Genomic DNA, 20,886 nt, shown 5'->3' on the forward strand with positions numbered 1-20,886 from the left:
GAACACCGTGCAGCTCGGACTCGTCGGCCTCGGCAAGATGGGTTTCAACATGCGCGAGCGGGTGCGCCGTGCCGGTCACGAGGTGATCGGCTACGACCGCAACCCGGAGGTCAGCGACTCGGAGTCGTTGGCGGACATGGTGTCCAAGCTCGAAGCGCCGCGCGTCGTGTGGGTCATGGTGCCCGCCGGCGAGATCACCCGTAACACGGTGCAGGAGCTGTCCGAGCTGCTGGCGCCCGGCGACCTGGTGGTCGACGGCGGCAACTCCAAGTTCACCGACGACCGGATCCACGCGGACCTGTTGGCGGAGAAGGAGATCGGCTACCTCGACTGCGGTGTCTCCGGCGGCGTGTGGGGCCTCGACAACGGCTACGCGCTGATGGTCGGCGGCGACGCGAAGCACGTCGAGCAGGCGCAGCCGATCTTCGACGCACTTCGTCCGGAGGGCCCGCGCGAGGAAGGCTTCGCGCACGCGGGCAAGGTCGGCGCCGGCCACTACTCGAAGATGGTGCACAACGGCATCGAGTACGGCCTGATGCAGGCGTACGCCGAGGGCTTCGAGCTGCTCGACAAGACCGACGTCGTCGACAACGTGGGCGCGGTCATCACGGCGTGGCAGCGCGGAACCGTTGTTCGGTCGTGGCTGCTCGACCTGCTGGTGCGCGCGCTGGAGTCCGACCCCGAACTCGACGACCTGCGTGGTTACGTCGAGGACTCGGGCGAGGGCCGGTGGACCGTCGAGGAGGGCATCAACAACGCGGTGCCGCTCCCGGTGATCTCCGCAGCGCTCTTCGCGCGGTTCCAGTCACGCCAGGAGGACTCGCCGGCGATGCGTGCCGTCGCCGCGCTGCGCAACCAGTTCGGCGGCCACTCGGTCCAGAAGGCATGAGGTAGGTGCACGTCAGACACCTCCAGGTCAGCGACTTCCGTTCCTGGGAGCTCGCCGACCTGGAGCTCGAGCCCGGCGCGTCGGTGCTCGTCGGGCGCAACGGCCAGGGCAAGACGAACCTGGTCGAGGCGATCGGGTACGTGGCGACGCTGGGTTCGCACCGCGTTTCCAGCGACGCACCGCTGATCCGGCACGGCGCCCAGCGCGCCGTCGTGCGGACGGCCGTGGTCAACGAGGACCGCGAGCTGCTCGTCGAACTGGAGATCACGGCCGGCAAGGCGAACCGGGCGCGGATCAACCGGGGTCCGGTGCCGCGGCCGCGCGACGTGCTCGGGATTCTGCGGACCGTGTTGTTCGCACCGGAGGACCTCTCTCTTGTGAGGGGCGATCCGAGCGACCGGCGGCGGTTCCTCGACGAGATGCTGGTGCTGCGCGCGCCCCGGTACGCCGGAGTCCGCAGTGACTACGACCGCGTCCTCAAGCAGCGCAGCGCGTTGTTGAAGACGGTGAAGCACTCGCGGTCGGCCGATCTCTCGACGCTGGACGTCTGGGACGGGCATCTCGCCAAGCACGGCGCGGAGCTGCTGGCCGCGCGGTTGAAGCTGGTCCGCGACATGAAGGACCACGTGACCTCGGCGTACGCGGAGGTCGCTCCGGAGTCACGCCCGGCGCTCATCTCGTACCGGTCGAGCGTCGGCGACATCCCGGAGGACAGGGAGAGCATCGAGGATCTGCTGCTGGCCGAGCTCGACCGGGTGCGGCGGCAGGAGATCGAACGCGGCGTCTGTCTCGTCGGTCCCCACCGGGACGACCTCGACCTGACGCTCGGTGAACTCCCCGCGAAGGGCTACGCCAGTCACGGAGAGTCATGGTCATTCGCGCTCGCGCTGAGGCTCGGCGGGTACGAACTGATGCGTGTCGACGGCATCGAACCGGTGCTCGTGCTGGACGATGTCTTCGCGGAACTCGACCGCGGCCGGCGTCGCCAACTGGCCAAGGTGGCGGCCGCCGCCGAGCAGGTGCTGATCACCGCGGCGGTGGCGGAGGACGTTCCCGACGAGCTGACCGGGGCCCGGTTCGAGGTCCACGGCGGGGAGGTGCGGCGTGTCTGACTCGGAGACTGACTCAGGGGGTTCAAAGCCCCCACATGTAGCTCGATCGGGTGTGTCCGCCCACACATCTGGGGACAAGTCTGTGGATGGTGTGGATAACTCCGTCACAAATCCGGACTTGTCCACAGGTTCATTCACACCTGAGGGTGAGCCACTGAAGGGTTCTGACCTCGCGAGGGCAGCCCTGGAGGCCGCGAAAGCGAGCGCGAAGGCCCGTGGACGGGTGCCGGGGAGCAAGTCGAGGGGCCGTCCGGCCGATCGCCGCCGACGTCGTTGGTCGGGCGCGGGACCGGACGATCGCGACCCCCAGCCGCTTGGGCGGATCGCGTCCAGGATCGCGGCGGACCGCGGCTGGGTCGAGCAACTCCAGGGTGGCCAGGTCTTCGGTCGTTGGGCAAAATTGGTAGGTGAGGACGTCGCCGAGCACGCGAAACCGATCGCGCTCAGTGACGGGGAACTGACGGTCCAGGCGTCGTCGACGGCGTGGGCCACTCAGCTGCGCCTTCTGCAGCGCGAGCTGATCAAGAAGATCGCCGCGGGCGTCGGCAACGGCGTCGTCAAAAGGCTCAAGATCAAGGGACCGGACGCGCCAAGCTGGCGACACGGCCCCAGGCACGCGCCTGGGCGCGGTCCGCGTGACACCTACGGGTGAGGTCCTGTCAAGGGCTCAGCGGCGATTCTGCGGCTCAATGAGCGTTCACCTGCGGATTTGAACCCCCGTTTCAGCCGTCCCGACCCGTCCTGCGCCGCTTGAGGCGCTCTGTGACCGAATCAAAGGTGTCCTTGACCCCGTTCTGTCGGGGTGCACCGGTAGAATCACAGGAGCGTCACCCATCACCGTGCGGGTTCTGCCCGCATCAGCGAGGAGACTCCAGGCCCGTGTCAGCTAAGAAGAATGAGTACGACGCGTCCTCGATCACCGTCCTCGAAGGCCTCGAGGCAGTGCGCAAGAGGCCGGGTATGTACATCGGCTCGACCGGCGAGCGCGGTCTGCACCACCTGGTCCAAGAGGTCGTGGACAACTCGGTCGACGAGGCCATGGCCGGCTACGCGACCACCGTCGACGTAACCCTGCTGGCCAACGGCGGCGTCCGGGTGATCGACGACGGCCGTGGCATCCCGACCGGCATCCACCCCGTCGAGGGCGTGCCGACCGTCGAGGTCGTCATGACCAAGCTGCACGCGGGCGGCAAGTTCGACAGCGACTCCTACGCGGTGTCCGGCGGTCTGCACGGCGTCGGCATCTCCGTGGTGAACGCGCTGTCCACCGTCGTCGAGCTGGAGATCAAGAACGCCGGCTACGTCTGGAACCAGCGCTACGAGGCCTCGAAGCCCGCGCACGAGCTGCGCCGCGGCGAGGCCACGACGGAGACCGGCACCACGGTCACGTTCTGGGCGGACCCGGAGATCTTCGAGACCACCGAGTACAACGTCGAGACGATCGCGCGCCGCCTGCAGGAAATGGCGTTCCTCAACAAGGGGATCACCATCGTCCTGCGCGACGAGCGGGTCTCGGAGGCGGACGAGGAAGCCGACGCCGAGGGCCACAAGGCCGCGGTGAAGGAGCGCGTCTTCCACTACCCCGGTGGTCTGGAGGACTTCGTCCGCCACATCAACCACACGCGCGAGGCCGTGCACCAGAAGGTGATCGGCTTCGAGGCGAAGGGCGAGGACCTCGAGGTCGAGGTCGCGATGCAGTGGAACACCGGCTACACGGCCTCGGTCTACACCTTCGCGAACACGATCAACACGCACGAGGGCGGCACGCACGAGGAGGGCTTCCGCGCCGCGCTGACGCGAGTCGTCAACGAGTACGCGCGCGAGAAGAAGCTCCTCAAGGAGAAGGACACCAACCTCACCGGTGACGACATCCGCGAGGGTCTCGCCGCGATCATCTCGGTGAAGTTGAAGGAGCCCCAGTTCGAGGGCCAGACGAAGACCAAGCTGGGCAACAGCGAGGCCAAGTCGTTCGTGCAGAAGTCGACGAACGAGCACCTGGCCGACTGGTTCGAGCGCCACCCCAACGAGGCCAAGACGATCGTCACCAAGTCGGTGTCGTCCGCGCAGGCCCGCATCGCCGCCCGCAAGGCCCGCGAGCTGGTGCGCCGCAAGGGCGCGCTCGACATCGGCGGCCTGCCCGGCAAGCTGAAGGACTGCCGCTCGACCGAGCCGGAGCGTTGCGAGCTCTACATCGTCGAGGGCGACTCGGCAGGCGGTTCGGCCAAGGAAGGCCGCGACTCGATGTACCAGGCGATCCTGCCGATCCGTGGCAAGATCATCAACGTCGAGAAGGCGCGCATCGACCGCGTCCTGAAGAACACCGAGGTCCAGTCGCTGATCACGGCGCTGGGCACCGGCATCCACGACGAGTTCGACCTGACGAAGCTGCGCTATCACAAGATCGTGCTGATGGCCGACGCCGACGTCGACGGCCAGCACATCCGCACGCTGCTGCTCACGCTGCTGTTCCGCTTCATGCAGCCGCTCATCGAGCACAACCACGTGTACCTCGCGCAGCCGCCGCTCTACAAGATCAAGTGGCAGCGCACCGACCCGGAGTACGCCTACTCCGACCGCGAGCGCGACGCCGTGATCAAGGACGGCCTCGCCGGCGGCAAGCGGCTCGGCAAGGAAGACAACATCCAGCGGTACAAGGGTCTTGGCGAGATGAACGCCGAGGAGCTGTGGGAGACCACCATGGACCCGGCGAACCGGATCCTGCGACAGGTCACCATGGACGACGCGGCCACCGCCGACGAGCTGTTCAGCGTGCTCATGGGCGAGGACGTCGAGGCACGCCGTTCGTTCATCACCCGCAACGCCAAGAGCATCAAGTTCCTGGACATCTGAGTCCGGTCTTGGTCCCTAGGCATCCTGGCGTTTCTGGCGAGAAGGAAAGAGAACAGTGACCGATACGACTCTGCCCCCGCAGCACGACCGCATCGAGCCGGTCGAGATCCAGCAGGAGATGCAGAACTCGTACATCAACTACGCGATGTCCGTCATCGTGGGTCGTGCGCTGCCGGACGTGCGTGACGGGCTCAAGCCCGTGCACGTCCGGGTGCTGTACTCGATGTTCGACTCCGGCTTCCGCCCCGACCGCGGCTTCAACAAGTGCGCTCGCGTCGTCGGCGACGTGATGGGCAACTACCACCCCCACGGTGACTCGGCGATCTACGACGCGTTGGTGCGTCTCGCCCAGCCGTGGGCGCTGCGCTACCCGTTGATCCAGGGCCAGGGCAACTTCGGCTCGGTGGGCAACGACCCCGCCGCCGCCATGCGGTACACCGAGTGCCGGCTCTCCCCGCTGGCCATGCACATGCTGGCCGACATCGAGGAAGACACGGTCGACTTCCGCGACAACTACGACGGTCGCATCCAGGAGCCGACCGTCCTGCCGTCGCGCGTCCCGAACCTGCTGATCAACGGCAGCTCCGGCATCGCCGTCGGCATGGCGACCAACATCCCGCCGCACAACCTCCGCGAGGTCGCGGAGGGCGTTGTCTGGGCGCTGGACAACCACGAGGCCTCCGACGAGGAGACCCTCGAGGCGATGATCGCCCGGATCAAGGGCCCGGACTTCCCGACGTACGGCCAGATCCTCGGCACCTCCGGCATCGAGGACGCGTACCGCACCGGCCGCGGCTCGGTCCGCATGCGCGCCGTCGTCGAGATGGACGAGGACGCCAAGGGCCGCACGATCCTGGTCGTCACCGAGCTGCCGTATCAGGTCAACCCGGACAACCTGGTCGAGAACATCGCCTCGCTCGTGCGCGACGCCAAGCTCACCGGCATCGCGAACATCGCGGACGAGTCGAACCGCCGCATCGGCATGCGCATCGTCGTCACGCTCAAGCGCGACGCGGTGGCGAAGGTCGTGCTGAACAACCTCTACAAGCACACCCAGCTGCAGTACTCGTTCGGTGTGAACATGTTGTCGCTGGTCGACGGTGTGCCGCGCACGCTGCGCCTCGACCAGATGATCCGCCACTACGTGAAGCACCAGATCGAGGTCATCATCCGGCGGACGAAGTTCCGCCTGCGCAAGGCCGAAGAGCGCGCGCACATCCTGCGCGGCTTGGTGAAGGCGCTCGACCAGCTCGACGCCGTCATCGCGTTGATCCGCCGGTCCGAGACGCCGGACATCGCGCGCTCGGGCCTGATGTCGCTCCTCGAGGTCGACGAGATCCAGGCCAACGCGATCCTGGAGATGCAGCTCCGCCGCCTCGCGGCCCTGGAGCGCCAGAAGATCATCGACCAGTTGGCCGAGATCGAGGTCGAGATCGCGGACCTGAAGGACATCCTCGAAAAGCCGGAGCGGCAGCGCAAGATCGTGCGCGACGAGCTCACGGCGATCGTGGACAAGTTCGGCGACGACCGCCGCACGAAGATCATCCCGTTCGACGGCGACGTGTCCATGGAGGACCTGATCGCGGTCGAGGACGTGGTCGTCACGATCACGCGCACCGGCTACGCGAAGCGCACCAAGACCGACCTCTACCGGGCGCAGAAGCGCGGCGGCAAGGGCGTTCAGGGCGCGCAGCTCAAGCAGGACGACATCGTCGCGCACTTCTTCGTGTGCTCGACGCACGACTGGATCCTGTTCTTCACGAACAAGGGCCGCGTGTACCGCACGAAGGCGTACGAACTGCCTGAGGCGAACCGCAACGCCCGTGGCCAGCACGTCGCGAACCTCCTCGCGTTCCAGCCCGATGAGGAAATCGCACAGGTCATCCAGATCCCGAACTACCTCGTGTCGCCGTACCTGGTGCTCGCCACTCGCAAGGGGCTGGTGAAGAAGTCGAAGCTGTCCGACTTCGATTCCAACCGATCGGGTGGACTTATCGGCATCAACCTGCGCGAGGACGACGAGCTGGTCGGAGCGGTGCTCTGCTCGGCGGACGACGACCTGCTCATGGTGTCCGCCGACGGCCAGTCGATCCGCTTCCACGCGACCGACGACGTGCTGCGCCCGATGGGTCGTGCCACGTCAGGTGTGCAGGGCATGCGGTTCAACGCCGATGACGAGCTTCTTTCCGTCGGCGTCGTCCAGGAGGGCCTGTTCGTTTTGGTCGCGACGGACGGTGGGTACTCGAAGCGAACTCCGATCGAGGACTACCCGGTCCAGGGCCGTGGCGGCAAGGGTGTGCTGACCATTCAGCACGACCGCCGACGTGGCAGGCTGGTGGGCGCGCTCATCGTCGACGTCGACGACGAGCTCTACGCCATCACCTCGACCGGAGGGGTCATCCGGACCCGAGCCGAGCAGGTGCGCAAGGCTGGACGGCAGACGAAGGGCGTGCGGCTGATGAACCTCGGCGAGAGCACCACTTTGATCGCCGTCGCACGCAACGCGGATGAGCCCAGCGACGTCACTATCAGTGAAGCGTCTGCTGCGGAGGATTCTGCCGCCGACCAGGCAGCCACCCCCACCGACTCGGCTGAGTAGTCGGAATCGCTAGCGAGAGGTCAAGGACAAGCTCGTGACTCCACCCGAGAACCGCGAAGGTCGGGACGCGGACAAGACCGCGGTGATCACCAAACCGACTCCCCAGAAAACTGCGGAGAAGGCGGACTCGACCGCTTCGGCGGCCTCCGGTTCCTCGGGTGGAAACGCGCAGGACAAGACCAAGCCCGTGTCGGCGGAGAAGGCGGCCGAGGCCGCCGCTCCCGCCGCACCGGCTCAGGAGAAGGAGAAGGAGAAGCCGGCCAAGCCCGCTGCTCCGGCAGCTCCGGCCGCGACTCCTGCTCCGGCAGCCGCGACTCCGGCACCTGCCGCGACTCCGGCGCCCACCCCGGCACCCGCTCCCGCCCCGGCCGCTCCGGTCGAGGAGAAGACGGTCTCGCTCAGCACGCCGGCGCCCGCGGCACCCGCGGCTCCGGCCGCGCCCGTCGCCGACGAGCCGGTCGTCGTCTCGGCACCGCCGCCCTGGCAGCGAGTGACGAACGACACGGAGGCCACTCAGCACGACGCGACGGAGACGTACGTGGCTCCGTCCGCGCCGCCCACCCCGTCCGCGGCTGAACCGTCGCCGGCCTTCCCGGTCACCGACCCGGACACCGTCAAGGTGCAGAAGCCCGTGGTCACGGGCTCGGCGGTGCCGGCGGGCCTGGGCAGCAGCCGCACGTCGGTGAACATGGGCAACGCCGCTCGCCCCGCCGCGTCCACCCCGTCGGCTCGCCGCCCCGGCCGCGGTCCGCGTCGCGCCTCGCTCCAGGTGAAGCGCGTCGACCCGTGGTCGGTGCTCAAGCTCGCCCTGGTGCTCGGCGTCGCGTTGTTCTTCGTCTGGCTCGTGGCGGTCGGCGTGCTCTACGGCGTCCTGCACGGCATGGGCGTCTGGGACAAGATCAACAGCACCGCGAACGACCTGCTCCAGGCCAACGAGCCGGGCGAACCGCTGATCAGTGCCGGTCGCGTCTTCGGCGTCTCGGCGATCATCGGCGCGGTCAACATCGTGCTGTTCACGGCTCTCGCAACCGTTGGCGCGTTCGTCTACAACGTGTCCGCGGATCTGGCCGGCGGCTTGGAGTTGACGCTCTCCGAGCGTGAGTGACCCCCGATTTGGGGGCGGCGAGGACGATCCTGTAAGGTTCTTCTCGTCGCCCCAAGGGGTGACAGTTGATCGAGGGCCTATAGCTCAGGCGGTTAGAGCGCTTCACTGATAATGAAGAGGTCGGAGGTTCAAGTCCTCCTAGGCCCACTCGATTCGAAAGTTATCTCGAATCACTATCTCGATTCTGTCCGGACGTTCAGTTCCGGAGCCCCGGCCGAAGACCCAAGAAGCCTGTAGGCTGGTCTGGTAGTCGGGGCATAACCGTCTTTGGAGGGGTTCAGAGTGGCTAAGAAGATCATCGCACTCGTCGTGGTCGCCGGTGCGGTCCTGTTCTTCGTGAAGCGCAGCCGTTCGGCGAAGGCCGACGCGGACCTGTGGCGCGAGGCCACCGCTCCCACCGACTGATCTTCGCTCTGACGGGCGGTCCGCCGCCCCCAGGCTTGGGGACGTAGCTCAATTGGCAGAGCACCGCCTTTGCAAGGCGGGGGTTAGGGGTTCGATTCCCCTCGTCTCCACGTATCTATGGCTCGTGCTCGCAAAGAGCGCGAGCCTTTTACGTTCCGAGTGCTTTCTGGGGGCCGAGCCCCCAGGCCCCACGCCGGGGCCAAGCCCCGGACCCCGGCCGCCTCGCCTCCGGCGTCGGCAGGCCCAATCTCAGACGTTCCGAGTGGCTGATGCCCCGTTCGCGCCGCTGCGAACGGGGCATCAGTGCATTCCGCGCATCACGTCACGCCGCGGCGAGTGACTTCTTCGGTGACTTGCGAAGCGTGTCGATGCTCCAGGCGCCGGCACCTGTGAACGCGAGCAGCAGGAACGCCCACGAGTAGACGGCCGCGAGCTCGCCGCCGTTCTCGATCGGCAGCAGTCCCTGGGGCTGGTGCACCACGAAGTAGGCGTAGGCCATGGCGCCGGAGCTGAGCAGCGCCGCCCAGCGCGTCCACAGGCCGATCAGGATGAGGCCGCCACCGATCAGCTCGATGAGGGCCATCGGGCCGGCGGGCCAGGACAGCAGCTCGACTCCCTTGGACAGCTTCTGCACCCCGTGGAAAACGAAGAACAGTCCGATGACGATGCGGAAGAGCGCAACTGCGTGCTCACGTCGTTGCTCCAGGAACTCCATGATCAGGGTCCTTCCAGGGCGCGGGGCAGGGGAGAGGGCACAAAAGGTATGGACCAATTTAGAGTGTGCCGCTCAAGGCGCTTTAGGTATCTGGTTGACTGTTGCCCCTATGAAACGAGCACTGTTGCTGCCCCTGCTCGGCCTGCTCGCCGCATGTGGCCCAGATGTCGTCCCCAGCAAGCCGGTGGCCGCGCCCCAGAACCAGCAGGCCCCTGCCACTACCAGCGCGGCTGCAACGGTGCCGCCCGCGCCCCAGCCCGCAAAAGAAGGCACCTGCCCGTACCTGGCGACCAGTTTCGTCGCACAGGCGAACGGACAGCTTGTACCCAGAGTGAAACTGTCAACGGACGAGCCTCACCCTGCGTGTTTTTTTTACGCGAACGCAACTGAGATCCAGTTGACCGTGAGGGTCTACGTCGGTGACGAAAAAGTTGCCAAGCTCATCGTGAACGAGGCGGCGCCGGACGGTTCACAGCCCGCGAACTCGCCCACCGGCTGGACCGGAGGGTACGTGAACAACGACAGCGGCGTCGTCTACGCCGTGGCGAAGAGCGACGCCGCTGTGGTCGTCACGAGCAATCAGAAGCAGTCCATCAAGGCCCGCCGCATCGCCGAAGAGGCGATCAAGGGCCTGAAGCTCTGAACTACTTGATCGGCTCCTTCTGCGAGGGCACCTGCCCGTTGAGGACGGGCTCCGCGTGCGGGGCCTGCTCCTCGTCCTGCAGGTGGACCTCCTGCGGCCTGCGCGTCATCGCGACGTAGCCGGCCGCTGCGGCCGCGATCAGGAGACCGAGCACCCACGGCCAGCGGCGACGCTTCGGTGCGTCCGCACCGAGCTGCGCTGCGGCCTTGCGGATCTCCTTGGCGCGCACCTTCGCGTCCTTGCGGGCGCCCTTGGCCGCCTTCTTCACTTCCTTGCGCACGACCTCGGCCTTGCTGATGAGGTCGGCGCGGGTCTGCGCGCTCTTCTTGGCGAGGCGCTTGCGAGAGCGACGAGTCTGCTTCTCCCAGTCCTCGGCCTTGCCCATGAGCGTGTCGGCCCGCTCCACGAGTGCGCCGCGAACCTGGTCAGTGGTGATACCGCGGTCAGCGAGCTTGGCCTCGGCCGCGTGACCAGCGCGAACGACACCCTGCCGCGCGGCCTTCAGGCTGGTGCCGACAGCCTTGCCAACGTTCTCGCCGGCGCGGGTCATGACGTCCACCTCGTCCATCCTGTGCTCCACACGTTGTCGTCCGGTGATGTCATAGAGGTACCCATCGTGCCCCTTTCTGAACATCGCCGCCCGTGGATGGCACGATGGGGTGGTGGCTGACAGCAACGAATCCTTCGTCGGGACCAAGGTGACGGCGACCCTGCACACCACGCAGGGCGACATCCGCATCAACCTGTTCCCCGACCACGCCCCCAAGACGGTGGCGAACTTCGTGACTCTCGCCGAGGGCACGAAGACCTACACCGAGGCGAACGCGAGTGGCACGAACTCGGGCCCGTTCTACGACGGCACCCTGTTCCACCGCGTCATCGCGGGCTTCATGCTCCAGACCGGCGACCCGACCGGCACCGGCCGCGGTGGCCCCGGCTACCGCTTCGGCGACGAGTTCCACCCGGAACTGCAGTTCAACAAGCCCTACCTGCTCGCGATGGCGAACGCCGGGCCCAACACCAACGGCTCGCAGTTCTTCGTGACCGTGGCGCCGACGACGTGGCTGAACTTCAAGCACACGATCTTCGGTGAGGTCGCGGACCAGGAGTCGCGCGACGTCGTCGACGCGATCGGCAACACCACGACCGGCGCGGGCGACCGTCCGGTCAACGACATCAAGATCGAGCGGATCACGATCGAACGCGCGTGAGCAACGCCCCCGTGCCACCGGACGGGCCGATCGGAGCGCAGCCGGAGACCCCGGTCTGCGCACGTCATTCCGATCGGCCCACCCGGCTGCGCTGCACCAGGTGCGACCGTCCGGCCTGCCCGGAATGTCTGCGCGACGCCTCAGTCGGCATGCAGTGCGTCGACTGCGTGAACGAGGGTGCCCGCACGGTCCGCCAAGCCCGCACGTCCGCGGGTGCGGTGGTCTCGACCGGCAGGCCGATCATCACGCAGGTGATGATCGCGCTCAACGTGCTGGCGTACGTCGTCACGGTCTTCCAGTCCGGCAGCCCGATGAACAACCAGCGGGCCGGCCTGTTCACGGCGACGTCGATGATCCCGGAGCTCACCGCCAACGGTGAGTGGTGGCGCATCCTCACGTCGGGCTTCATGCACTTCGGCCTGATCCACCTCGCTCTCAACATGGCCGCGCTCTTCGTGGTGGGCCCTGTCGTCGAGCAGGAACTGGGCAAGCTGCGGTACAGCGCCGTGTACTTCCTGTCGCTGCTCGGCGGCAGTGCGGCGGCGTTCTACTTCGGCACCGTCTGCCAGCAGCTCGCCGGCGCGTCCGGCGCGGTGTTCGGCCTGATGGGCGCCCTGCTGATCGTGTTCAAGCGGCAGAAGCGGGACATCTCGACGATCGTCGTGATCGTCGGAATCAACCTGGTGTCGAACCTCTTCACCAACGCCTCGCTGCTCGGGCACCTCGGCGGGTTCGTCATCGGCGGCCTGCTGACGCTCGCCATGGTCAAAGCGCCGCAGAAGAACCGCAACCTGTACCAGATCGGTGCGGTCGCGGTGGCGCTGCTGTTGCTCGGCGGCATGTTCGCGTTGCGCGCCGCAGAACTCGACACGGCGGCCGAACTCGTCCTGGAGTACGCCAGGACGTGCCGCTAGAACCGATTCACGGCCGCAGTGCGTGGAGCACTCCGGCGACTTCTTCGGGATCGGCGCCGAGGTCCACTCTCGTGAGCACCACGAGACGGTCGTCGGCGTCGAGTTCCAATGTCTGCTGTTCCCTGCCGAGCCGGCGGGTGGTCTGCAGCTTGACCTTCACCTCGTGCCACGGCAGCCGCGTCGTGCTCGCGAACCCTCGCACGGCCAGGCCGTCGACGTCCGCCGTGAGCCTCGGACGCGCGATCGTCGCGAACGCCGCGAGGTAGGTGACCAGCAGCGATGCCAGTCCGATGAGGAGACGGCCCGCGTTGTCGTCGACGGTCAGCGCCGCGAAGGCGAGGGCGAGGGCGACCACCCACGCGACGGCGACCAACGGGGCGGGTGTGGACCAGGTACGAGTCACACTGTCGAGTGTCCCGCATGAAATGTGGACAACTGAACGGGTCCGCATGAGGGAAAACCGTCGCTTGTGCATTTTGGTGCAAAGTTGTCCACAGGACTTGTCCCCAATGGGGATGACTTACAGCTGTGTGCTTCGGTGACGCTCGGGTGAACCAGGTGAACCAGGAGCGAACAAAGGTCGGCCCGGACGTGTGACGTCCGGGCCGACCTCTACGAACAGTGAGTTGCGGGGCGCCTAGCGCCAGCGCATCGTCATCAGCAGACCGATGATCATCAGCGCGAAGCCGATGGCGAAGTTCCACGCGCCCAGCTCGAGCATGAACGGGATCTTCTCGGCCGCGATGTAGTTGACGACCAGCCACGCGAGGCCCAGCAGCATGAAGCCGAGCATGACAACGACGTAGACCGGGTGAGACGGCCCCGCTGCCTTGACCTTGACCGGCGTGCGGCGGTCAGTGGGTGCGGTGTAGACCGCCTTCTTCCGGACCTTCGACTTGGGCATGCTGTCCTCGCCTGACGTGGATATCCGTGAGTGACGCGAGTTTACGTGCACTACTCAGGAGACACGTTAACGTAGCGGCGGTGGTCAGCGAACCATCCTTGTAGACGCAGTTGTTTTCAGTTCACAGTGCGCGCGGAGGTTCTCAGGTGAACTCGGGACCGCAGCAGCCGCCACCACGGCGTCCTGCACCCCGTCGTGATGACCTTCAGCACCCACGGGCCACCCCTGCTCCCCGCCCGCTGCCTCCACCGGAAGCAACCCAGTTCACCAGCGCTTTCTCCGGAAGTCTGCCTCCGAACGGCCAGGCGCAGCACCGCCAGGGCCCGCCTCCGTGGACCCCGCCGCCGGGCACTCCCGTGCGCGGAATCCCGGTGCCGGGCCGTCCCGGTCCGCCTCCCGGAATGCCGCCCGCACCGCCTGGAACGCCGCCTCGGGGAATGCCTCCGCGCCCGATGCCGCCGCGTCCCCGCCCGGTCGATCCGGCCACCGAGGTGATCCCGCGCGTCGAGGACGATTACGACGACTACGACGATGACGAGTACTACGACGAGCCCGCGGCCAAGGACGAGTTGCCGCCGGACAGCATGGCGCGCAAAGCGGTGCGCGGCTTCGGCGAAGCCCTCATCACGATGGGCCTGGTCGTCCTGCTTTTCGTCGTCTACGAGGTCTACGTGACCGACCTGCTCTCCGCAGAGAAGCAGCAGGACGCGACCGCCGCGCTCGACTCCGAATGGAACTCGAACGTCGTCACGCCCCCGCCCGCAGACCCGAACCGCCAGTCGAAGCTCAACCTCATCGAGGGCAAGGCCTTCGCGAAGATGTACATCCCGGTCTTCGGCAACGACTGGAAGTTCTCCGTGGTCGAGGGCACCACCGACAAGCACCTGGAAATCGGCCCCGGCCACTACAAGGACACCGCCCAGCCAGGCGAGGCCGGCAACTTCTCCATCGCCGGCCACCGCGTCGGCAAGGGCGCACCGTTCAACGACCTCGACCTGCTCGAGTCCTGCAACGCGGTCGTCGTGCAGACCCAGACCCAGTGGTTCGTCTACCGCGTACTGCCGATGAGCAGCGAGGTCGGCGGCTGGGCCACGAACCCAAAGGCGAAGGAAGCGGCCTGCACCGGCGTGGCACCGCTCTCCACGACGTTGGGCGACGCCTACTCCAAGACCGTCGGCCAGGAGATCGTCGTCCCGACCCAGGGCGAGGTCATCGCCCCGATCCCACACCAGGTCGGCGCCGCGGTCCCGGCCGACAAGCAGGCCCGTCTGCTCACGCTCACGACCTGCCACCCGCGCTTCTCCGACAAGCAGCGCCTGATCGTGCACGCCATCGAGACCAAGAGCTACCCGGTGGCCGACGGCTTCGTGCCGCCCGAGATGACGGAGGGCTGATGTACGGCTGGATCTGGCGGCACCTGCCGGGCCCGCTGTACCTGCGGGTCATCGAGGCCGTGGTGCTGGTCGTCGCCATCGTCGGGCTGCTGATGTTCGTGGTGTTCCCGTGGGCGGAACCGAAGCTGCCGTTCAACAACGTCACCACTCAGTGAGCTGCTCCTCGGCTCGTCGCAGGTACTCCCGCACGTAGCCGAGGAACGGCTCCGGGTCGTGTTCGTAGGTGTTCAAGGCCGCGTAGACCCCGTCGTTCTCGTCGTTCACCCTCGTGGTGATGCGCCAGGTCTTGTTCTTCCACTCGGCGCGGGGTGCGTCGCGCAGGATCTGGAGAGCTGCTTCGCGGCCGAGGAACCAGTCGGCTTCCTCCTCGGTCATCAACACGACGTCGAGCTCCACGAGCACCTGTCTGACCAGCTCGGTGGCGTCGCTCTGCGCCAAGCGGGCGGGAGACTCGCCCGCGAGTTCCTGCAGTGCTGGGGAGTCGAGGCCGGCGATCAGCAGGTCGCACGCGAGCCACACGACCCGGTCCGGCTCGATCGTGGAGTCGGCCTGGTCCAGGTTGAGGCGCAGCAGTTTCTCGCGCAGCGACGGTTCCACGTGACCAGTGTCCAGGCGGGCGCGACCGAAAATTGTGCGAGCCCGAGAGACGCCGGTGCGCTGTCGGAGGTCGCCACTCCGCCACTTCGCCTCTCGATTCCACCACTCGATGCCGCGCCATGATCGTCTGATCCAGGTCACCTGACCGGGTGATGTGCGGCCGCGATCATGGCCTTGAAGCCGCTGTTTGCGCAGTTCAGCTGGTTGGACAGGTAGCTTTGACTTGTCGGCGGGGGAGTTGTCCACAGGATTCCGGACGCCGCGGGAACCGAAAACCGGCCGCCGTCGTTGCGCAAAAGGAAGGCGCGCGGGGGCAGCGGGCAGAAGGCTCGGTCTCTCGCTCTTGCTCGACCGGGTGCTACAGCTGTTCGTTCAGGTGGGGGCCGACAACGGCCGCTCGTGGCAACCACGAGTTGATCCGTTCGTCGGCGGTCCGCACCAGGTCGCGGGCGAGTTCGAGCATCTGGCCGGCCACCTCGCCGGGGTTGTGGACCGCGGCAGCGCGCAACGCGTCGAGCTCCTCGCCGCGCCCGAGCCCGCCCATCGGCGCCGCGCAACAAGCCCAGTGGTCCGGGGTGAGCCTGCCGCTGATCACGTCGAGCGCGACGTCGCGATACCCGATCCAGTCCGCCTGCTCCTGGGACAGCTTCGGGAGGCCGAGTTCGGCCAGCGACTGTTCGAAGAGCGCCGCGGCTTCCTCGGAGCGCAGCTGTGTCGGCGACTCGCCGGCCAGTTCGACCACCGCGGGGGACTCGACGCCGGCGAGCAGCAGGTCGCAGGCGAGCCACACCGCCGCGTCCGCCTCGACCCCGCCGTAGGCGAGTTGGGCGTTGAGGTGCAGCAGGCGGTCGCGCAGGTCAGGGCTCACTCGTCCAGTGTCCGGGCGGGCGCGACCGAGATAAGTGAAACCGCCACCGCGCCCACGCGCGATGGCGGCTTCATCGGGGAACGGCGGTCAGCCGTTCAAGCCTTCGGTCGTTCACGCCGCGGTCGTTCACGCCTTCAGCCGTCCAAGCCTTCAGCCGTCCAAGCCTTCAGCCGTCCACACTCGGGCCGTCCATGCTCGGGCCGTCCTCACTCGGGCCGTCCACGCTCAGGCCGCTCACGCTCGAGCCGCTCGGTTTCAGCCGTTCAAGCCTTCAGCGTCCATGCTTGGGCCGTCGACGCTTGGGCCGTCGACGCGCGAGCCGCCCATGCTCGGGCCGTCCATGCTTGGGCCGTCGACGCGCGGGCCGTCCATGCTCGGGCCGTCCATGTTTGGACCGTTCATGCTCGGGCCGCTCGGTTCCAATCGTTGAAGGCCGGGCCGCTTGGTCTCAGCTGTTCACGCTCCGGCTGCTCGGCCTCGGCCGTCGACGTTCGGACTGCTCGATCTCAGCCGTCCACGCTCGGCCCGCTCGGTCTCAACCGTTCGACACCGAGGTCATCTCCTCGCGCGACACGACCTTCACGCGCTCACGCCCGTGCGCCGCACCCAGCGCGATCTCGTGCGCGTCGAGCCGGCTCCATCCCTCGTTGGTCACGAACGGCACGCCGCGCTGCTCGAGGAACTCGACCACCGAGTCCGGTGCGGGCGAAGTGGCGCGGGGCAACGCCGCCGCGTCTTCGAGGAGGCTCGTGATGGTCTCCAGGGCGTCGCCCTTGGTGTGGCCGATGAGGCCGATCGGGCCGCGCTTGATCCAGCCGGTCGTGTAGACGCCGGGGATTGGCACCTCGTCCAGGTCCAGCACGCGGCCTGCCTGGTGGGGGATCGTGCCTGAGACGTGGTCGAACGGGATGTCGGCCAGGTGCGTCGAGAGGTAGCCGACCGCGCGGTACACGGCCTGGACGTCCCAGTCGGTGTAGACGCCGGTGCCTCGGACGTTGCCGTCGCCGGTCAGTTCCTGGGTTTCGGTGCGCAGGCCCGTCACGCAGGTCGAGCCGAGCACTTCCACCGGTGCTTCGAGGAAGTGCAGGTGCAGGCGGCGGGGGCGGGTGCCGACGTCGCGGATCGCCCACTCCTGGAGGGTTTTGACGATCATTTCGACCTGCTTGTTGGTCCTGATCGCGTGCATCGAGGCCTCGTCGAACTCGATGCCCTCGGCGTGGACGATCACCTCCACGTTCGGCGAGTGGTCGAGTTCGCGCAGTTCCAGGGGCGTGAACTTGGCTTGCGCCGGGCCTCGGCGGCCGAAGACGTGCACGTCGGTCACGGGGGATGACGAAAGGCCCTCGTAGACGTTCGGCGGGATTTCGGTCACGAGCAGTTCGTCTGCGGTCTTGGCCAGGACTCGGGCTACGTCCAGGGCCACGTTGCCGACACCGAGCACGGCTACCGAGGTGGCTGTCAGCGGCCAGGTGCGCGGGACGTCCGGGTGGCCGTCGTACCAGGACACGAAGTCGGCGGCGCCGTAGCTGCCCGGCAGGTCGATGCCTGGGACGTTCATCGCGCGGTCGGCGGAGGCGCCGGTCGAGAAGATGACGGCGTCGTAGAACTGGCGCAGGTCGTCGAGCTTGATGTCGACGCCGTACTCGACGTTGCCGAAGAAGCGGACCGACGGGCGGTCCAGCACCTTCTGCAGTGCGCCCACGATGCCCTTGATGCGGGGGTGGTCCGGCGCGACGCCGTAGCGGACCAGGCCGTAGGGCGCGGGCAGCTTTTCGAACAGGTCGATCTGCGCGTCGACGTCGGACTTGGTCAGGATGTCGGCGGCGTACACGCCGGCCGGTCCGGCGCCGACTACCGCGACGCGCAAGGGGCGACTCATGACACCTATTTTAGGGTAGCCTAACCTGAATGCGGACGAGAGCTAACTCACTCGACTCGACCGACTAGGCTCTCTTCATGCGCGTGCTCGTGGTCGACAACTACGACAGCTTCGTCTACAACCTCGTCCAGTACCTGGCTCAGCTGGGTGCCGAGTGCGTCGTGCGGCGCAACGACGAGGTGGACCTCGACGAGATCGACAAGGTCGACGGTGTGCTCATCAGCCCCGGGCCCGGTACGCCGGAGCGCGCCGGCGCCAGCATCGACGTCATCAAGAAATGCGCCGACATCGGCAAGCCCGTGTTCGGCGTGTGTCTCGGCCATCAGGCGATCGGTGTGGTCTGGGGTGGCACGGTCGACCGCGCGCCCGAGTTGTTGCACGGCAAGACGAGCATCGTTTTTCACGAGGGCAAGGGTGTTCTCGGCGGTGTGCCGCAGCCGTTCATCGCGACCCGCTACCACTCGCTGACGGTGCTGCCGGAGACGATCCCCGCGGAGTTCGAGGTCACCGGCAAGACCGAGACCGGCATCGTGATGGCCATGCGCCACAAGGAACTCCCGGTCGAGGGTGTGCAGTTCCACCCCGAGTCGGTGTTGACCGACGGCGGCCACCGGATGCTCGCGAACTGGCTCAAGGTCTGCGGCTTCGAGGTTCCGGAAGCCACGGTCGCGCAGCTCGAGAACGGCATGCGCACGCTCGCCGCCGCTGCCCGCCTGTAAAGCAAAAGGGGCGGCTCCCCCGAAGGGAAGCCGCCCCGAAACCCGCGCTTTACGACGTGATGATCCCGAACTTGCCGACGGTGATCGTCACCGTCGACCCCTTGGTGATCGCGGAGCCCTTGGCCGGGTTCTGCGACTGGATCTTCCTGTTCTGATCCGGGCTGCCGACCTGCTGTTCCTGGACGTTGAGGTTTCCGTTCCAGCCCAGCGACTTCAGCTTGTTCGACGCCTCGTTCTCGGTCAGGCCGTTCAGGTCGGGCATCTCGATCTGGTTGCCCTTCGAGACCTTCAGCGTCACCGTCGTGTCCTTGGCGGCCTTGCTGTTCGGCGCCGGGGTCTGCGAGAGGACCTGACCCTCGGGCTTGGCGCTGTCGGTCGGTTCGATGACGACCTTGAAGCCCGAACCCTCCAGCGTCTGGCGCGCGTCGGCCTGGTCGTCACCGACGACGTTCGGCACGTTCTGCTTCTCCGGCGCCCTGCCGAGCTGGATGGTGATCGTGCCACCCTTCTTCAGCTTCACGCCGACGTCGGGGTTCTGCGAAGCGACCTTGCCGACCTTGGTCGCGTCGTCGACCTCGGTGGTCTGGTCGCTCTGCTGCAGCTTGAAGCCGTTGGGATCCTTGTCCAGGATCGCCTGGGCCTCCTGCGGGGTCTTGCCCTTCAGGTCGGGGGCGACGCCCTCGCCGGGAGGCGCGCCGACGGAGATGGTGACCTGCCCGCCCTTGGCCACCTGGGTGCCCTCCGGCGGGTTCGTGCCGATCACCTTGTTGATCTGGTCGGCCGTGCACTTCGCCGCGGCGCCGTTCGGACCGGGCTCGCAGGCCACCGTCTCCTGGGACGGCACGAGGCCGGCCTTCGTGATCTTCTCCGAGGCTTCCACGGGGCTCAGGCCCACGATCGACGGGACGGGGACCTTCTCCGTCGCCTCGTTGCCGGAGTTCATGACGTTCGCGGTGATCCACGCGGCGAGGCCGAGCACGGCCACGCACAGGATCACCACCAACGTGACCATGATGGCCTTCTTGCGCCTCGCGCGACGCTCTTCTTCCTCGTCGGCGATCGGGTCGTAGTCGTCGTCCGGCTCCGACTTCAACGCCGCCGGGCGGTGCCTTCCGCCGGACACGACCTGCGTGCGCGGTGAACGCGCCGCCTGCTCGTTCATCACGGCGGTGCGGTCCTCGGCCGTCATCACGGCCGGCGCGGACGGGCGCTGACCCGACAGCACGCGCACCAGGTCGGCGCGCATCTCCGCGGCCGACTGGTAGCGGTTCGCCGGACCCTTCGACATCGCCTTCAGCACGATCGCGTCGAGCTGCGGCGACACCTTCGGGTTGAGCTGCGACGGAGCCTTCGGGTCTTCCCGCACGTGCTGGTACGCGACCGCGACGGGAGAGTCACCGGTGAACGGGGGCTCGCCGGTCAGCAGTTCGAACAGCACGCAACCGGCCGCGTAGACGTCGGAACGGCCGTCGACGGACTCACCGCGCGCCTGCTCCGGCGACAGGTACTGGGCCGTGCCGATCACCGCGGCGGTCTGGGTGACCGCGGCCTGACCGTCGTGCAGCGCACGGGCGATGCCGAAGTCCATCACCTTCACGGCGCCGGACTTGGTGATCATCACGTTCGCCGGCTTCACGTCGCGGTGGACGATCCCGTGCCGGTGGCTGAAGTCGAGCGCGGCCGAGACGTCGGCCATGACCTCCATCGCGCGCTTGCCCGACAGCGGGCCCTGCGTCTTCACGATGTCACGCAGTGTCCGGCCGTCGACGAACTCCATCACGATGTACGGCAGCGGGCCGTACTCGGTCTGCGTCTCGCCGGTGTCGTACACCGCGACGATCGCCGGGTGGTTCAGGGCGGCCGAGTTCTGGGCCTCGCGCTTGAACCTTTCCTGGAACTGGGCGTCACGGGCGAGGTCGGCTCGCAGCACCTTGATCGCCACGTCTCTGCCGAGGCGGACGTCCCGCCCCTTGTGGACCTCGGACATGCCGCCGTACCCGAGAGTCTCGCCCAGTTCGTAGCGGTTTGAGAGCAGTCGCGGAGTGCTCATCGGTGCTTCGTCCCGCTCCTCGTCGACGGTGT

General features: G+C 67.2%; 20 protein-coding genes, 2 tRNA genes and 1 pseudogene. 15 read left to right on the top strand and 8 right to left on the bottom strand.

The window, feature by feature from the left end:
• The first annotated feature begins 7 nt into the window (after positions 1–7).
• The 9 genes and pseudogenes from gnd to ACH413_RS16475 all read left to right on the top strand — a co-directional run bounded on the left by gnd (position 8) and on the right by ACH413_RS16475 (position 9,070).
• Complete coding sequence (gene gnd, locus ACH413_RS16435; RefSeq protein WP_360047534.1) at positions 8–889, top strand: phosphogluconate dehydrogenase (NAD(+)-dependent, decarboxylating); 882 nt, start codon at positions 8–10, stop codon at positions 887–889.
• A gap of 5 nt (positions 890–894) precedes the next feature.
• Positions 895–2,001 (top strand): DNA replication/repair protein RecF, encoded by a 1,107-nt coding sequence (gene recF, locus ACH413_RS16440; protein WP_360047536.1) that lies wholly within the window; start codon positions 895–897, stop codon positions 1,999–2,001.
• A gap of 118 nt (positions 2,002–2,119) precedes the next feature.
• Positions 2,120–2,653 (top strand): DciA family protein, encoded by a 534-nt coding sequence (locus ACH413_RS16445; RefSeq protein ID WP_360047538.1) that lies wholly within the window; start codon positions 2,120–2,122, stop codon positions 2,651–2,653.
• A 227-nt stretch (positions 2,654–2,880) separates the two neighbouring features.
• Positions 2,881–4,851 carry a DNA topoisomerase (ATP-hydrolyzing) subunit B gene (gene gyrB, locus ACH413_RS16450; protein WP_360047539.1) on the top strand — a complete coding sequence of 657 codons (1,971 nt, stop codon included), beginning with the start codon at positions 2,881–2,883 and terminating at the stop codon, positions 4,849–4,851.
• A gap of 55 nt (positions 4,852–4,906) precedes the next feature.
• Positions 4,907–7,450 (top strand): DNA gyrase subunit A, encoded by a 2,544-nt coding sequence (gene gyrA / locus ACH413_RS16455; protein ID WP_360047541.1) that lies wholly within the window; start codon positions 4,907–4,909, stop codon positions 7,448–7,450.
• A gap of 34 nt (positions 7,451–7,484) precedes the next feature.
• A complete protein-coding gene (locus ACH413_RS16460) occupies positions 7,485–8,555 on the top strand; it encodes a DUF3566 domain-containing protein (protein ID WP_396425001.1) in 1,071 nt (356 codons plus the stop codon).
• 73 nt (positions 8,556–8,628) lie between these two features.
• A tRNA-Ile gene (locus ACH413_RS16465) sits at positions 8,629–8,702 on the top strand.
• A 135-nt stretch (positions 8,703–8,837) separates the two neighbouring features.
• Positions 8,838–8,957 (top strand): annotated as a pseudogene (locus ACH413_RS16470) (DLW-39 family protein); the annotation flags it as partial.
• Between the two features lie 40 nt (positions 8,958–8,997).
• Positions 8,998–9,070: transfer RNA gene (locus ACH413_RS16475), tRNA-Ala, on the top strand.
• Between the two features lie 212 nt (positions 9,071–9,282).
• On the opposite strand, the gene ACH413_RS16480 is transcribed toward ACH413_RS16475, so the two are convergent.
• Positions 9,283–9,675 (bottom strand): DoxX family protein, encoded by a 393-nt coding sequence (locus ACH413_RS16480; RefSeq protein WP_360047542.1) that lies wholly within the window; start codon positions 9,673–9,675, stop codon positions 9,283–9,285.
• Between the two features lie 109 nt (positions 9,676–9,784).
• Here ACH413_RS16480 and ACH413_RS16485 point away from each other — a divergent pair, with 109 nt between their 5' ends.
• Positions 9,785–10,318 carry a DUF2020 domain-containing protein gene (locus ACH413_RS16485; protein WP_360047543.1) on the top strand — a complete coding sequence of 178 codons (534 nt, stop codon included), beginning with the start codon at positions 9,785–9,787 and terminating at the stop codon, positions 10,316–10,318.
• A gap of 1 nt (position 10,319) precedes the next feature.
• Here the strand turns inward: ACH413_RS16485 and ACH413_RS16490 are convergent, their stop codons facing one another.
• Positions 10,320–10,886, bottom strand: a complete 567-nt coding sequence (locus ACH413_RS16490) for a hypothetical protein (protein WP_360047544.1) — start codon at positions 10,884–10,886, stop codon at positions 10,320–10,322.
• A 94-nt stretch (positions 10,887–10,980) separates the two neighbouring features.
• On the opposite strand from ACH413_RS16490, the gene ACH413_RS16495 reads away from it, so the two are divergent.
• On the top strand, positions 10,981–11,529 hold the full coding sequence (locus ACH413_RS16495; protein ID WP_360047545.1) for a peptidylprolyl isomerase: 549 nt from the start codon (positions 10,981–10,983) through the stop codon (positions 11,527–11,529).
• Entirely contained in the window at positions 11,526–12,443 is a 918-nt protein-coding gene (locus ACH413_RS16500) for a rhomboid family intramembrane serine protease (RefSeq protein ID WP_360047546.1), read from the top strand. The genes ACH413_RS16495 and ACH413_RS16500 overlap by 4 nt, the downstream gene beginning before the upstream one ends.
• Positions 12,444–12,450: 7 nt before the next feature.
• Here the strand turns inward: ACH413_RS16500 and ACH413_RS16505 are convergent, their stop codons facing one another.
• Positions 12,451–12,846 carry a PH domain-containing protein gene (locus ACH413_RS16505; RefSeq protein ID WP_360047548.1) on the bottom strand — a complete coding sequence of 132 codons (396 nt, stop codon included), beginning with the start codon at positions 12,844–12,846 and terminating at the stop codon, positions 12,451–12,453.
• Positions 12,847–13,080: 234 nt separating this feature from the next.
• Positions 13,081–13,347 (bottom strand): cell division protein CrgA, encoded by a 267-nt coding sequence (gene crgA, locus ACH413_RS16510; protein WP_030465604.1) that lies wholly within the window; start codon positions 13,345–13,347, stop codon positions 13,081–13,083.
• Between the two features lie 452 nt (positions 13,348–13,799).
• On the opposite strand from crgA, the gene ACH413_RS16515 reads away from it, so the two are divergent.
• Together ACH413_RS16515 and ACH413_RS16520 are read left to right on the top strand one after the other, a co-directional pair.
• Complete coding sequence (locus tag ACH413_RS16515; protein WP_360047550.1) at positions 13,800–14,741, top strand: class E sortase; 942 nt, start codon at positions 13,800–13,802, stop codon at positions 14,739–14,741.
• Positions 14,741–14,896 (top strand): hypothetical protein, encoded by a 156-nt coding sequence (locus ACH413_RS16520; protein WP_360047551.1) that lies wholly within the window; start codon positions 14,741–14,743, stop codon positions 14,894–14,896. Before ACH413_RS16515 ends, ACH413_RS16520 begins: the two co-directional genes overlap by 1 nt.
• On the opposite strand, the gene ACH413_RS16525 is transcribed toward ACH413_RS16520, so the two are convergent.
• The 3 genes from ACH413_RS16525 to ACH413_RS16535 all read right to left on the bottom strand — a co-directional run bounded on the left by ACH413_RS16525 (position 14,883) and on the right by ACH413_RS16535 (position 18,085).
• Positions 14,883–15,338, bottom strand: coding sequence for a hypothetical protein (locus ACH413_RS16525; RefSeq protein WP_360047553.1), 456 nt, complete (start codon positions 15,336–15,338; stop codon positions 14,883–14,885). The genes ACH413_RS16520 and ACH413_RS16525 overlap by 14 nt on opposite strands.
• A 358-nt stretch (positions 15,339–15,696) precedes the next feature.
• A complete protein-coding gene (locus tag ACH413_RS16530) occupies positions 15,697–16,206 on the bottom strand; it encodes a hypothetical protein (protein ID WP_360047555.1) in 510 nt (169 codons plus the stop codon).
• Positions 16,207–16,741: 535 nt separating this feature from the next.
• Complete coding sequence (locus ACH413_RS16535) at positions 16,742–18,085, bottom strand: FAD-dependent oxidoreductase (RefSeq protein ID WP_360047557.1); 1,344 nt, start codon at positions 18,083–18,085, stop codon at positions 16,742–16,744.
• Positions 18,086–18,162: 77 nt separating this feature from the next.
• On the opposite strand from ACH413_RS16535, the gene ACH413_RS16540 reads away from it, so the two are divergent.
• Entirely contained in the window at positions 18,163–18,804 is a 642-nt protein-coding gene (locus ACH413_RS16540; protein ID WP_360047559.1) for an aminodeoxychorismate/anthranilate synthase component II, read from the top strand.
• A 49-nt stretch (positions 18,805–18,853) separates the two neighbouring features.
• On the opposite strand, the gene pknB is transcribed toward ACH413_RS16540, so the two are convergent.
• Positions 18,854–20,854: a Stk1 family PASTA domain-containing Ser/Thr kinase gene (gene pknB, locus ACH413_RS16545; protein ID WP_360047561.1), complete on the bottom strand. Its 2,001-nt coding sequence runs from the start codon at positions 20,852–20,854 to the stop codon at positions 18,854–18,856.
• Positions 20,855–20,886 lie beyond the last annotated feature (32 nt).

The organism is Lentzea sp. NPDC020367 (assembly GCF_044387305.1).
In the GTDB taxonomy this organism is placed as follows: domain Bacteria; phylum Actinomycetota; class Actinomycetes; order Mycobacteriales; family Pseudonocardiaceae; genus Lentzea.

Coding starts and splice junctions, on each gene's coding strand:
- ACH413_RS16480 (WP_360047542.1), bottom strand. CDS start 9,675: ATGGAGTTCCTGGAGCAACGACGTGAGCACGCAGTTGCGCTCTTCCGC.
- ACH413_RS16485 (WP_360047543.1), top strand. CDS start 9,785: ATGAAACGAGCACTGTTGCTGCCCCTGCTCGGCCTGCTCGCCGCATGT.
- ACH413_RS16490 (WP_360047544.1), bottom strand. CDS start 10,886: ATGGACGAGGTGGACGTCATGACCCGCGCCGGCGAGAACGTTGGCAAG.
- crgA (WP_030465604.1), bottom strand. CDS start 13,347: ATGCCCAAGTCGAAGGTCCGGAAGAAGGCGGTCTACACCGCACCCACT.
- ACH413_RS16515 (WP_360047550.1), top strand. CDS start 13,800: ATGCCGCCGCGTCCCCGCCCGGTCGATCCGGCCACCGAGGTGATCCCG.
- ACH413_RS16520 (WP_360047551.1), top strand. CDS start 14,741: ATGTACGGCTGGATCTGGCGGCACCTGCCGGGCCCGCTGTACCTGCGG.
- ACH413_RS16535 (WP_360047557.1), bottom strand. CDS start 18,085: ATGAGTCGCCCCTTGCGCGTCGCGGTAGTCGGCGCCGGACCGGCCGGC.
- ACH413_RS16540 (WP_360047559.1), top strand. CDS start 18,163: ATGCGCGTGCTCGTGGTCGACAACTACGACAGCTTCGTCTACAACCTC.
- pknB (WP_360047561.1), bottom strand. CDS start 20,854: ATGAGCACTCCGCGACTGCTCTCAAACCGCTACGAACTGGGCGAGACT.